Origin of the sequence: Streptomyces sudanensis, assembly GCF_023614315.1 — a bacterium.
Lineage (GTDB): Bacteria > Actinomycetota > Actinomycetes > Streptomycetales > Streptomycetaceae > Streptomyces > Streptomyces sudanensis.
In genome coordinates, this window is the sequence record NZ_CP095474.1 from 2,689,080 (window position 1) to 2,701,572 (window position 12,493).

A 12,493-nucleotide genomic window follows, 5' to 3' on the forward strand; every position below is an offset into this window, starting at 1 on the left:
GCCGGCCGGGGTGGGTGTCGTGTCCCGCCCCCACGAAGGCAGTGCCGTACGGGGAACCGGCCGAGGCATCCTCGTGGGAGCGGGGGATCATCGGTTGGCGACCCAGAGGGGTGCTCCGGCCGACGAGCGCGCCAGGATCACGCGTCCCCGGAGGATCCGCTGACGCCGCCGAGTGGCCGCCGGTGCCGGCTCCTGTGGTGCCGGGCCCGAGCGCCGCCATGAGGGCGAGCAGCGCCAGGACGCAGATGACCTGCTGGGGTCTCGGACTTACGAGGAACCCGTCCCGTTCCTCTGACTGCAGGCCCACAGGGGGCGGCCGGCCGCGCCGGCAACGCCGCGTATGAAGAAGCAGGCGGCGAGGGCCGGCGCGTCAGGGGTGGGACGGTGTTCCCAGTCCAGCAGCCTGCACCTCTTGCGGTACGGCCCCTCGGCCATGTCGCCGTCCGCCCCCGGGTCCTCGGCCGGAAGCCGTGCGAGGCGGGAGGTCGGGGCGGGCGTCCGCGCGTCGACCTCCTCGCGGGTCGTCGTCCCCGGTTCCGTCGAGAGGGCGCTGCCGGTGCTCTCCCCGATCAGCTCCTCGTCGATCGATGGCCCGTCGACGCTCGAAGCCCTGCTGGTCTCGCTCACGGTGGACACCACGCATCTCCCCTCGGTACCGCACCGAAGTGCGGATTCCTCGGCTGCTCGGGTTCGTGAACGAACGTAGAGCCGACGGACACCCACTTCCAAGTTCCTTGCGCCGGTTTGCAGCAAGTCGATTGACGAGCCCGAACGGGCGGTCGACCATCGACGCGTCACGCAAACCCGCGCAAGGAAGCGGACGGGAGAACGACCGTGAAATTACGGTTCCTTGGTAAGAACTCCAACGTCGGGGACTGCCCCACCCTCTACGCAACCGACCGGGACACGTACCTCGTGCAGGGGTGGAAGGTCTTCGCCGAAGACCTGCTGATGCAGCTCGACATCCCCGAGGGGCAGACGGCTGTGGAGGTTCCGACGGAGCTGTTCGAGCACCTGGAGAAGGACGGTCTGCCGAGCGGGGTCATCCGGCGTCTGGAGGACCCCCTGATGATCCTCACGCCGGGCGGTACGTTCATCGTCCGGGGGCCCGAGGTGACCGACTCCGAGGCCCTGTCCCAGATGCAGGTCCCGGACTACGAGGCCGTGATCGAGGTCCCCAAGGCCGCGATCACCGCCCTACTGGAGGAACCGCGTGGAGCTGATCTCCAGCGCCGAGCGCAACCGGCTCTTTGAGAGCTTCGCGCAGGACGCGTTTCACCTGGAACTGAGGGACGACTACTCCGTCCCCGACGAGGACGGCCCGTACGCGAGCTGGCTCCGCGGGGAGGTCGACAACTCCTACATGGAGCCGTGGACACGGATGGTCCGGAAGGTCACCGGCGAAGGAAAGACGGTCCGGCGCGTCCGGGTCGTGACGGAGCCGCACTCGACCTACATCCGATGGGAGCACGCCACCACCCCGATCAACGAGGAGGCCGGCGAAAGCATCCGGTGGGTTCCGCGGCACCGCCTCCCCGGCGGACTCCACTTCCCCGTCGACGGCAACGACTGGTGGTTGTTCGACGACAGCATCCTGGCCGTGGGGCACTTCGACGAGCACGGACGCGTGCTGGGCTCGGAGCTGATCGAAGCCCCTGAGATCGTCGCGGAGTGCGTCCGCGTTCGGGATCTGCTCTGGGCCTACGCCACCCCCCACGGCGAGTACACCCCCTGAACCACTCGTGAGCAGGCAAGCACAAGAGACACGTGAGGCACTGGGCGCCCGGCTGCGCAACTTCCGGAAGGACGCCGGGTTCAAGAGCGGTCGGGCATTCGCCATGGTCCTGGGGTGGCACGAGTCGAAGGTCTCGCGGATCGAGCACGGCAAGCAGAACGCCAGCGAGGAGGACATCAGGGCCTGGTGCGCGGCGACGCACCAGGACGAGCACGCGGCCGACCTCATCGCCACGCTTCGCCACATCGACGAGCTGTGGCTCGAGTGGCGCCGGCAACTCAGGGAAGGCGTCGGGACCCGGCAGAAGAAGGCGCTGCCGGTCTATGAGAGGACCCAGGTCTTCCGGATATGGCACCCGAACCTCATCTGGGGCACGTTCCAGACTTCCGACTACGCCACCGAAGTCTTCAAGCAGGCCATCGGCTTCTACGAGGTCCCGGACGACATGGAGGCCGCGGTCGCCAAGCGGCTTGAGCGGCAGAGGTACCTGTACGAGGGGAAGCGGGTGTACAACGTCCTCCTCGGCGAGCAGGCCCTCTACTCCAACGTCGGCGGCCCCGAGGTGATGAGGTCCCAGCTCGATCGTCTGATCGCCCTCATGGGCCTCGCACGAGTCAGCCTGGGCATCATTCCGCGTACCGCCCGGACGGGGATCTGGCTCGGCCACTCGTTCTCCATGTTCGACGACAAGCTCGTCCTGATCGAGACGTTCTCGGCCGAGATGACCGTGACCCAGCCGCGCGACATCGAGCTGTACACCAAGGCATTCGCCCTGTTGAGACAATCCGCGGTCCACGGCGAACGCGCGATGTCGCTGATCAGGGCCGCCACGAACCATTTCACGCGCTGAAAGGGGAGATCGCGGCCGTCGAGCCGGACTGGCGCACAAGCGCGTACACCGGCACGGAAAACTGCGTCGGAGTCACCGATGACGACCCGCACCGGACCCACGCCGGAGACACGAAGGACCGGGACGGCACCGCGCTGTCCTTTCCTCCGGGTTCCCGGGCGGATTCCGTGGACTACGGCAAGAGGTTCGACGTGTGAGCGACGTGGCGTTCCGGCCCCCTCCCGGCGAGGGAGCCTCCGCGTACCCGGAGAGGGGCTGATCCCGCCGGCCTCCGCCCTACCGGTCCGAAGGCTTCTGGTCTCTGGGTCGCCGGTGTCGTGTGAGCCGTCTGGTGAGGGACGGGCGGCATCCAACGGGACGGCCCCCGGCGAGAAATCGCGCCTTGCCGACGGGTGCGTCCGTTGCCTGTCGAACACTCCGTCCGGAACGGATCACGGCGCTCACATCGAGACATACGCGGAGGCCGGCTGTCTCCCGTGTGCGTCCTGGCCGAATCGCCGGAAAGCGACCCTCCGCATCACCCGCTCACCCTGCGAGAACTGCTCCAGGCCGATTCGCTCATCCGGCGTCGCCCGGGCCGCCGGTCCGAGAGCCGCTGGGCTCTGCAACCCCCTTCACGACCCCCTTTCGCATCCACCGCGGGAGGGGGTCGTTCGTGTATTACCTTGCGTGGCGCTTCCGGAAGTGTGCTGAGATATCTCCAGCCTCCTCGCCCCCCGAGCGAGCACGCCCACCGCACGTCGGCCAGGTTTGGCCGACTCCGGGGCGGCTGGGCTTGACGAGGGGCAGGAAGCCCGAAAAGCTTCGGTACGACGGCAGGCAAGAGCAAGCGCTGGGTAGCCTGACCTGCGAAGACGACGGTTCGGCTGAGTGTGGGATGAGGTGCGTGCTTTGCCTACCGGCAAGGTCAAGTGGTTCAACAGTGAGAAGGGCTTCGGCTTCCTCTCCCGCGACGACGGCGGCGACGTCTTCGTGCACTCGTCGGTGCTCCCCGCCGGGGTCGACGAACTCAAGCCGGGCCAGCGCGTGGAGTTCGGCGTGGTCGCCGGGCAGCGGGGCGACCAGGCGCTGTCGGTGACGGTCCTCGAACCGGCCCCCTCGGTCGCGGCGGCGCAGCGCCGGAAGCCGGACGAGCTGGCGTCGATCGTGCAGGACCTGACGACGCTGCTGGAGAACATCACGCCGACGCTGGAGCGGGGGCGCTACCCCGACAAGGCGCACGGCCGGAAGATCGCCGGGCTGCTGCGCGCGGTCGCCGACCAGCTGGACGTCTGACCCCCGCGAACACCACCGGCCCCGCGGAGCGCACCGTCCCGCGGGGCCTTCCTCACGGAAGGTCCAGGGCCCCCGCGGGCACCTCGGGCACCAGGCCGTGGGCGGCCGCGCGGCCCAGCAGCGCACGGACCGCCTCGTACCCGCCGGGGCCCAGGTCCTCGGTGTACGCGTTCACGTACAGCTCGATGTGCCGCCGCACCACCTCGGCGTCCATCTCCTGCGCGTGCTCCCGCACGTACGGCAGCGGCTCCGACGGCGAGGCCCACGCCCGCCGCACCGACCGCCGCGCCGCGTCCGCGAGGCCCCGCAGCGCCTCCCCGCCCAGCGACCGCTTCGCGACGATCGCGCCGAGCGGGATCGGGTGGCCGGTCGCGGCCTCCCAGTGCTCGCCCATGTCGGCGAGGCGGTGCAGTCCGTACTGCCGGTACGTGAAGCGGGCCTCGTGGATGACGAGCCCCGCGTCGACCCTCCCGTCCCGCACCGCGGGCATGATCTCGTGGAAGGGCATCACCACGACCTCCCCGACCCCGCCGGGCACGGCCTGCGCGGCCCACAGCCGGAACAGCAGGTACGCCGTCGACCGCTCGCCCGGCACGGCGACGGTCCGGCCGGTCAGGTCGGCTCCGGGCTCGCGGGTGAGGACCAGCGGCCCGCAGCCGCGTCCCAGCGCGCCGCCGCACGGCAGCAGGGCGTACTCGTCCAGGACCCACGGCAGCACGGCGTACGACACCTTCAGCACGTCCAGCTCGCCGCGTTCGGCCATGCCGTTGGTGACGTCGATGTCGGCGAAGGTGACGTCCAGCTCGGGCGCCCCGGGCACCAGCCCGTGCGCCCAGGCGTGGAAGACGAACGTGTCGTTCGGGCAGGGGGAGTACGCGATGCGCGTCGCCACTGGCCCTCACTCCTCCCTGAAGACGCGGGTGCTGAGCGGTCCGAACGCCGACCGCAGGGCGTCCAGTGCCTCGCCGATCCGCCAGGCCGCCCGGTCGCGGGGGCCGACGGCGTTGGAGACGGCGCGGACCTCGACGGCCGGCACGCCGTGGGCGGCGGCGGCCTCGGCGACGCCGAAACCCTCCATGGCCTCCGCGCCGGCCCGCGGGTGCCGGGCGGTCAGCGCGGCGGCGCGGGCGGCGGTGCCGGTGGCGGTGGAGACGGTCAGGACGGGTGCGAGCAGGCACGGCAGGCCGGTGTCGCGCACCGCCTCCGCGACGCGGGCGGCCAGCGCGGCGGGCGGGGTGTGGGCGGAGCGGCCGAAGCCCAGCTCCTCCAGCGCCAGGTGGCCGTCGGGGGTGTCGGCGCCCAGGTCGGCGGCGACGATGCGGTCGGAGACCACGAGGGACCCGAGGGGGGCGTGCGGCGCGAACCCGCCGCCGATCCCGGCGGCGACCACCAGGTCGTAGGGGTACGGGGCGGTGGCCAGCGCGGTCGCGGTGCCGACCGCCGCCGCGGCGGGCCCGACGCCGGCGACGAGGACGTCCACGGCGGACGCGGCGGAACCGGTCAGCCGGGTGAGGCGGGGCCCGGTGAGCAGGTGGCTCGTCACGGTGTGGCCGCTCGGCAGCGGCCGGGAGGAGCGGGCGGCGCAGCCGACGAGTCCGCCGGCGGCGGAGTGCGCCTCCGCCGCCACGGCGGTCACGACCAGGACGCGCAGGGTCACACCTTCTTGAGGAGGAAGCGGTAGACGCCGACGGCCTTCTTCGTCTTCGCGTCGGTCTCCAGGATCGCCACGCGGATGCTGCTGGGGGACTGCCCGCCCATCGCCGGACCGGCGAAGAACGAGCTCGCGCTGATCGAGCGGTACGTCTTCGTGTACGGCTCCTGCTCGGCGCGCTCGCCGTCCAGGAAGATCGTCCAGCCGTTCTCGGCGATCTCCGGGTCCACGCCGAAGCGGATCCGGTCGTCCACGGACACCTCGACGGTCTTGCCGCCCTTGGCGCTGAGGCACTCCTGGACGCGGGACTCCTTCAGGCCGCCCTCGTCGTAGCAGCTCTCGGCCGCCTCGGTGTTGTAGGAGTCGGAGCCGACCGTCACGGTCGCGATCGGCGTCGGCTTGGTCCAGCCGCAGGCGGAGAGGACGATCAGGCCGGCGGAGACGGCACCCAGGGCGACGCCGGCCCGGCGGGCCTTTCCGGAGAAGAACGCAACGGTCATGGGCCGAAGGTTATCGGTCCCGGCGCCCGGGGGCTCATGCGGGGCTCGTACGACGCGCGCACGCTCACCCGGCGTGCCGGGAGCCGCCCGCGGCGTACGGCCCCCGCGGCGCCCGCCCGTCGTGCCGCGCCGAGCGGAGGAGGCCGCGGCCCGCGACGGCGGAGCCGACGGCGAGGAAGGCCGCCGCCACGGTTGTCCCGAGCGTGCCGTCCAGCGGCAGGACGATGCCGACGGCACCGCCGGCCACCCACGCCATCTGCAGCAGCGTCTCGGAGCGGGCGAACGCGGAGGTGCGGACGGACTCGGGCACGTCCCGCTGGATCAGGGCGTCCAGGGACAGCTTCGACAGGGCCTGCGCCAGTCCCGCGACCGCGCCCAGCAGGGCGACGAGCGGCCCGCCGAAGAACACCGCCGTCACGGCCGCCACGACCAGCACCAGCCCCAGCATCGTGGCGATGATCGCCTCCGGGGCGCGGTCCCGGAGCCAGGCGCCGACCGCCGTGCCGCAGGCGTTGCCCGCGCCCGCCGCGATGCCGACGACGGCGAGGGAGACGGCGGCGCTCTGCCCGCCGACCGGGTGGACCCGCAGCAGGAACGCCAGGAAGAAGATGAGGAACCCGGACAGCGCGCGCAGTGCCGCGTTGGCCTGGAGGGCGTGCAGGACGGCCGGGCCGACCGTGCGCAGGCCGGGCCTGCGCTCGCCGTGGGTGAGGATGTGCGCCTTGCGCTCGCCCTTCGCGGAGTCCACCCCGTGCGGCAGCGTGAACGCGAGGAACGCGCCCGCCGCGAACAGCGCGCACGCCCCGTACAGCGGCCACTGCGGCCCGATCCGGTGCAGCCCGACCGCGAGGGGCGCCGCCGCGCCGGTGGCGAGGAGCCCCGCGAGGGTCACCCGGGAGTTCGCCTTCACCAGGGAGAAGCGGGGCGGCAGCAGCCGCGGGACGACGGCGGAGCGCACCACGCCGTACGCCTTGGAGGCGACGAGCACGCCGAGCGCCGCCGGGTACAGCTCCAGGCCGCCGGTGGCGACCGCGCCCGACAGGGCGAGGGCGAGGAGCACGCGGGCGAGCATGGAGCCCGCCATCGCCGCCCGCCGGCCGTGCGGCACGTGGTCCAGGAGCGGGCCGATGACGGGGGCGAGGAGCGCGAACGGGGCGAGCGTGACGGCGAGGTACAGGGCGACCCGGCCGCGCGCCTCGTCGGTCGGCACGGAGAAGAACACCGTCGAGGCGAGCGCCACGGTGATCATCACGTCGCCCGCGCCGTTCACGGCGTGCAGTTCGATCAGCTTGCCGAGGCCGGACTCCCCGGCGCCCTGGGCGTGGGTGGCGCGGCGGATGCCCCGCGCGGTGGACGTGAACGGCAGGTGGGCGGCGCGGCCGAGGCGCCGGGCCGCCGCGCGGAGCCGCCCAGCGCGTCCGTGCCCCTCGGCGCGCTGCGACGGTTTCCGGGACCACCGCGCGGATGCCACCTCGCCATAGTGCCCCACCGCTCCCGTCCGCGAACGGTTACTTGGGGCGGCCGTGTGGGCGGCGGGCCGTAGAGGGGGTAGCGTGCGTAACGCGCCACCGACGGAAAAGGTCTCGGCCGCACGCTTCTTCGGCATCCCGCAGAATGGGTGACGTGAGGTGTGCCCGGGCACGTCGGGCGCGGACGTCGATGCGGTCCCCAGGTCCGCTCCGTCCGCCGCCCGTGCAGTCGCGCGTCGGCCGGTGCACCGTCAAGACGGCGTAGGAGAGAAGCGAACCTGTGAGTGCAGCGACGACGCGAAGCCGTGCCCGGCGTGCCCCCGCCCTGGACCGCCTGTGCGCCGAGGCGGTGGACCTCGCCCGGGAGGCCGCCGAGGAGGCGGCGGCGCCCGGTGTCGTCGGCGCGCACGTGGAGGCGGTGGCCGAGGGCGACCGGGTCGTCACGCACTTCTTCGAGTGCGCCGAGCCCGGGTACCGGGGGTGGCGCTGGGCGGTGACGGTCGCCCGCGCGTCGCGCGCGAAGAACGTCACGCTCGACGAGACGGTCCTGCTGCCGGGCCCCGACGCGTTGCTCGCGCCCGAGTGGGTGCCGTGGAGCGAGCGGCTGCGCCCCGGCGACCTGGGGCCGGGCGACCTGCTGCCGACCGAGGCGGACGACCCGCGGCTGGAGCCGGGGTACACCGGTGAGGACGAGCCGCCGCCGGACTCCGCGCTGTCGGAGGGGACGGCGGAGCGGGCCGACGCGGAGGACGCCGAGTTCGTGTCCCGCACGCCGTCGCGGGGCGCGATCGCGGCCGTCGCGGACGAGCTCGGCATGCGGCGCGCGCGGGTCCTCTCCCGGTACGGCCTGCACACGGCGGCGGACCGCTGGGAGGAGGCGTACGGGGCGGGGACCCCGATGGCCCAGGCGGCCCCGGCCTCCTGCCTGTCCTGCGGTTTCCTGGTCGCGGTCGGCGGATCGCTGGGGCAGGCGTTCGGGGTGTGCGCGAACGAGTTCTCCCCCGCGGACGGGCGGGTCGTGTCGCTGGACTACGGGTGCGGCGGGCACTCGGAGGCGGCGGTCATGCCGAAGCCGCCGCGCCCCGCGGAGCCCGTACTGGACTCGATGGCGGCGGACGCCTTCACCCTCCACCCGGCGCCGTCCCCGGACGCCGGCTCGGTCCCGGCGGTCCCCGACCCGGCGTCGGAGGACCTGGGCCACTCGTAACCGCCCGGGACCGCCCCCCGGTCGCGTGCGCACGCCGGGGGTGCGGCCCGTACCCACGGGGCGGTCGCCCCGGGGCGGCTCCTTCCGCGCGGCCCCTCCGGGCGGCCCCCGGGGTGATCGGCCGGGGCGGCCGTCCGTACGGCTCCTCGGCCCGCCGCCCCCCTACGGGCCGGCCCCGGGTGTGGCGCCCCTCGGCGCGGCCGCTCGCCGGGGTGTCCCGGCGCGGTCCTCCGGTGCGGCACGGACCGGCCGCGCACGGCGCGGTACACGGCGCGCGGCTCCTCGTACGGCCTCCCGACGCGGCCCTTCGCCGCGACCTTTCGGTACGGCCCTTCGCCGCGGCCCTTCGCCGTGACCTTTCGGTACGGCCCTTCGCCGCGACCTTTCGACGCGGCCCTTCGCCGCGACCGCTCGCCGCGGCGCCCCGACGCGACCCCCGGTACGGTGCGATCCCCGACGCGATCCCCGGGGAACGCCCCCGACGCGCGGCGTCCGGCACGGGCGTCCGGCCCCCGGCCTCCCGGATCGGGGGGCCGCAGGCCGCCCCCCGGGCGTCTTCCCCGAACCTCCCCGGAAACCCCGCAGGCCCTCACCCACCTGCGCGTTCAGGACGGCGGGGGAGGTCGCGGTACCTTCGGCCGCAGACCGGTTCGTACGTCGAGGAGAGCGGAGCACATCGTGAGCGTGAGGGCGACGGCGGGCGAGGGCGCCGACCCGTTCGGGACCGCGCGGCTGCGGCGCGGAGTGCTCGACGCGTGGGGCGCCGGTCCCGCGCGGTTCCGGGAGGACGCCAACGCGGAGGAGGAGCTGAGCCTCGGCGGCTACCGCGACCGGCTGGTCGTGGAGCTGGCGCAGAACGCCGCCGACGCCGCCGCCCGCGCCGGCGTGCCGGGCCGCCTCCGGCTCACCCTGCACCCGGCCGGCGCGGACGGCCCGGCCGTGCTCGCCGCGGCCAACACGGGCGCGCCGCTGGACGCGACGGGCGTCGAGTCGCTGTCCACGCTGCGCGCCTCGGCGAAGCGGGAGGGCCACGAGGGCGCCGTCGGCCGGTTCGGCGTCGGCTTCGCCGCCGTCCTCTCGGTGAGCGACGAGCCGGCGGTCATCGGCCGGCACGGCGGTGTGCGCTGGTCCCTCGCGGAGGCGCGCGACATGGCCGCCGAGGCCGCGCGGGCCAGCCCCGGCCTCGGCGACGAACTGCGCCGCCGCGACGGCCACGTGCCGCTGCTGCGCCTGCCGCTGCCCGCCGAGGGCGCCCCGCCCGCCGGGTACGACACGGTGGTCGTCCTCCCGCTGCGCGACGCGGCGGCCGCGGACCTGGTGGAGCGGCTCCTCGCCGGGGTCGGGGACGCGCTCCTGCTCACCCTGCCGGGACTCGCGGAGATCGTCGTGGAGACCCCGTCCGGCACGCGCTCCCTCACCCGCGGCCGGGACGGGGAGCACACAGTCGTCGACGACTCCGCGCGCGGCACCACCCGCTGGCGCACCGTGACCCGCACCGGGCCGATCCCGCCGGAGCTGCTGCGGGACCGCCCGGTCGAGGAGCGGCTGCGCCCCGACTGGTCGGTCACCTGGGCCGTCCCGGTCGACGCGGAGGGCGCCCCCGTCCGTCCGGACACGGCGCCCGTCGTGCACGCGCCGACGCCGACCGACGAGCCGCTGACCCTGCCGGCGCTGCTCATCGCGTCGTTCCCGCTGGACTCCACGCGCCGCCACCCGGCGCCCGGTCCGCTCACCGACTTCACCGTCGCCCGCGCCGCCGAGGCGTACGCGGAGCTCCTCGCCGCGTGGCGGCCCGTGTCGACCGGCACCGTCGACCTGGTGCCGGGTCCGCTCGGCAAGGGCGTCCTGGACGGCGCGGTCCGCGGGGCGGTGCTGGAGCTGCTGCCCCGCGTCCCGTTCCTCGCCCCGGCGGCCCCGTCGGAGGAGTTGACGGCGCTGCGCCCGTTCGAGGCGGAGGTCGTCGAGGGCGCCGGCGCGGACACCGTGCGGGTGCTGGCGGAGGTGCTGCCGACGCTGCTGCCCGCCGGGCTGGAGCGGCGCGCCGAACTGCGGGCGCTGGGGGTGGCGCGGCTGCCGCTGGGCGACGCGATCGACCGGCTGGCGGGCGCCGAGCGGTCCCCGGAGTGGTGGCGCCGGCTGTACGACTCGCTGGCGGGCACCGCCCCGGACCGGCTGACCGGCCTGCCCGTGCCGCTGACGGACGGGCGTACGGTGATCGGCCCCCGGCAGGTCCTGCTGCCGCTGCCGGACACCCCGGCGGACCTGGCCCGGCTCGGACTGAAGGTCGCCCACCCCGATGCGGCGCACCCGCTCCTGGAGAAGCTGGGCGCCCTCCCCGCGACCCCGCGCGCGGTGCTGACGACCCCGCAGGTGCGGGCGGCGGTCGCGGCGTCGCTGGACGCGGACGAGGTGTGGGACGAGGACGGCGTGGACGCCGAGGAGCTGGCGGAGACCGTCCTGGCGCTGGTGCGGGACGCGGGCCTGGAGCCGGGCGACGAGCCGTGGCTGGGCGCGCTGGCGCTGCCGGACGAGGACGGGGAGCTCGCCCCGGCCGGTGAACTGGTGCTGCCGGGAAGCCCGTTCGCGTCGGTGATGCGGCAGGGCGAGCTGGCGCTGTGCGACGGGGAGCTGGCGGCCCGCTGGGGCGGGCAGCCGCTCGCGGCGTGCGGGGTGCTGGCCGACTTCGCGCTCGTACGGGCGTCGGACGTGGTGCTCGACCCGGACGAGCTGGAGCCGCGCGACTCCGACTACGCCGAGCCGGACGACGTGGGCCTGCTGGACGCGGTCGACGTGTGGTGCGAGGACGTGCTGGACCGGCTCCCGGACACCCCGGTGCCGCCGGTCGCCGCGGAGATCGTCGCGGTGCGGGACCTGGACCTGGTCGACGACGACGCGTGGCCGCGCGCCCTGGCGCTGCTGTCCCGGCCGCCGCTGCGGGACGCGCTGACGCAGCCGGTGCGGGTGCTGCTGCCGGACGGGACGACGGAGACGGTCCGCCCGTACACGGCGTGGTGGCTGCGCGACCACCCGGTGCTGGACGGCCGCCGCCCGGCGGGCCTGCGCGCGGCGGGCGCCGACCCGCTGCTGGAGGGCCTGTACGAGCCGGTGGACACGACGGGCTTCGGCGACGCGCAGGTGCTGCGCGCCCTGGGCGTCCGCACGTCGGTGGCGGCCCTGCTGGAGGAGCCGGGCGGCGCGGCGGAGCTGCTGGGGCGGCTCGCGGACCCGGACCGGGAGGTGACGGCCGCGCAGCTGCACGGGCTGTACTCGGCGCTGGCGGAGCTGGACCCGGAGCAGGTGACGCTGCCGGACGAGCTGCGGGCCGTGGTGGACGGCGAGGTCCGGGTGGTGGACGCGGCGGACGCGGTGGTGGCGGACGCGCCGGACCTGCTGCCGCTGGCGGACGGGCTGCCGCTGCTGCCGGTGGCGCCGTCGCGGGCGGCGGACCTGGCGGAGCTGTTCCAGGTGCGGCGGCTGGGCGAGGCCGTGGCGGCGGAGGTGGCGACGGACGGCGAGGAGCACGGGGTACCGGCGCCGGTGCGCGCGCTGCTGGGCCCGGCGGCCCCGGCGACGTACGTGGAGCACGGGGAGCTGGTGGCCGGCGGGGTGGAGCTGGACTGGCGGATCACGCCGGACGGGACGGTGCACGCGGCGACGCTGGAGGGCGTGGCGGCGGGCCTGGCCTGGGCGGCGGGCCAGTGGCCGCGCCGGTTCGAGGTGGCGGCGCTGCTGGAGGACCCGTCGCGTACGGAGGAACTGGCGCGGGACCGCTGGTTCGACTGACGGGCGGGCCGGGCCGGGCCGCC

At 74.9% G+C, this 12,493-nt stretch carries 12 protein-coding genes; 7 read left to right on the forward strand and 5 right to left on the reverse strand.

Annotation, left to right across the window (positions count from 1 at the left end; genetic code table 11):
- Nucleotides 1-267: 267 nt before the first annotated feature.
- A complete protein-coding gene (locus MW084_RS12455; protein ID WP_039829000.1) occupies nt 268-627 on the reverse strand; it encodes a hypothetical protein in 360 nt (119 codons plus the stop codon).
- Between the two features lie 207 nt (nt 628-834).
- Between MW084_RS12455 and MW084_RS12460 the strand changes: the two genes are divergently transcribed.
- From MW084_RS12460 to MW084_RS12480, 5 genes are all read left to right on the forward strand, one after another.
- Complete coding sequence (locus MW084_RS12460; protein ID WP_010469724.1) at nt 835-1,254, forward strand: hypothetical protein; 420 nt, start codon at nt 835-837, stop codon at nt 1,252-1,254.
- Nucleotides 1,214-1,735 (forward strand): DUF6879 family protein, encoded by a 522-nt coding sequence (locus tag MW084_RS12465; protein ID WP_029553397.1) that lies wholly within the window; start codon nt 1,214-1,216, stop codon nt 1,733-1,735. The genes MW084_RS12460 and MW084_RS12465 overlap by 41 nt, the downstream gene beginning before the upstream one ends.
- A 7-nt stretch (nt 1,736-1,742) precedes the next feature.
- Entirely contained in the window at nt 1,743-2,585 is an 843-nt protein-coding gene (locus MW084_RS12470) for a helix-turn-helix domain-containing protein (RefSeq protein ID WP_029553398.1), read from the forward strand.
- Between the two features lie 8 nt (nt 2,586-2,593).
- On the forward strand, nt 2,594-2,782 hold the full coding sequence (locus tag MW084_RS12475) for a DUF397 domain-containing protein (RefSeq protein WP_078571507.1): 189 nt from the start codon (nt 2,594-2,596) through the stop codon (nt 2,780-2,782).
- 694 nt (nt 2,783-3,476) lie between these two features.
- Nucleotides 3,477-3,860 (forward strand): cold-shock protein, encoded by a 384-nt coding sequence (locus tag MW084_RS12480; protein WP_010469729.1) that lies wholly within the window; start codon nt 3,477-3,479, stop codon nt 3,858-3,860.
- Nucleotides 3,861-3,912: 52 nt separating this feature from the next.
- Here MW084_RS12480 and MW084_RS12485 read toward each other — a convergent pair whose 3' ends face one another.
- The 4 genes from MW084_RS12485 to MW084_RS12500 all read right to left on the reverse strand — a co-directional run bounded on the left by MW084_RS12485 (nt 3,913) and on the right by MW084_RS12500 (nt 7,482).
- Nucleotides 3,913-4,752: a 1,4-dihydroxy-6-naphtoate synthase gene (locus MW084_RS12485; RefSeq protein WP_010469730.1), complete on the reverse strand. Its 840-nt coding sequence runs from the start codon at nt 4,750-4,752 to the stop codon at nt 3,913-3,915.
- A 6-nt stretch (nt 4,753-4,758) separates the two neighbouring features.
- Entirely contained in the window at nt 4,759-5,511 is a 753-nt protein-coding gene (locus MW084_RS12490) for a futalosine hydrolase (protein WP_039829005.1), read from the reverse strand.
- Between the two features lie 2 nt (nt 5,512-5,513).
- Entirely contained in the window at nt 5,514-6,011 is a 498-nt protein-coding gene (locus MW084_RS12495) for a hypothetical protein (protein WP_010469732.1), read from the reverse strand.
- Between the two features lie 64 nt (nt 6,012-6,075).
- A complete protein-coding gene (locus tag MW084_RS12500) occupies nt 6,076-7,482 on the reverse strand; it encodes an MFS transporter (RefSeq protein WP_010469733.1) in 1,407 nt (468 codons plus the stop codon).
- 278 nt (nt 7,483-7,760) lie between these two features.
- Between MW084_RS12500 and MW084_RS12505 the strand changes: the two genes are divergently transcribed.
- Together MW084_RS12505 and MW084_RS12510 are read left to right on the forward strand one after the other, a co-directional pair.
- A complete protein-coding gene (locus MW084_RS12505; protein WP_010469734.1) occupies nt 7,761-8,687 on the forward strand; it encodes a DUF3027 domain-containing protein in 927 nt (308 codons plus the stop codon).
- 678 nt (nt 8,688-9,365) lie between these two features.
- Complete coding sequence (locus MW084_RS12510) at nt 9,366-12,470, forward strand: sacsin N-terminal ATP-binding-like domain-containing protein (RefSeq protein ID WP_275563596.1); 3,105 nt, start codon at nt 9,366-9,368, stop codon at nt 12,468-12,470.
- Nucleotides 12,471-12,493: the final 23 nt, after the last annotated feature.

Coding starts and splice junctions, on each gene's coding strand:
- MW084_RS12495 (WP_010469732.1), bottom strand. CDS start 6,011: ATGACCGTTGCGTTCTTCTCCGGAAAGGCCCGCCGGGCCGGCGTCGCC.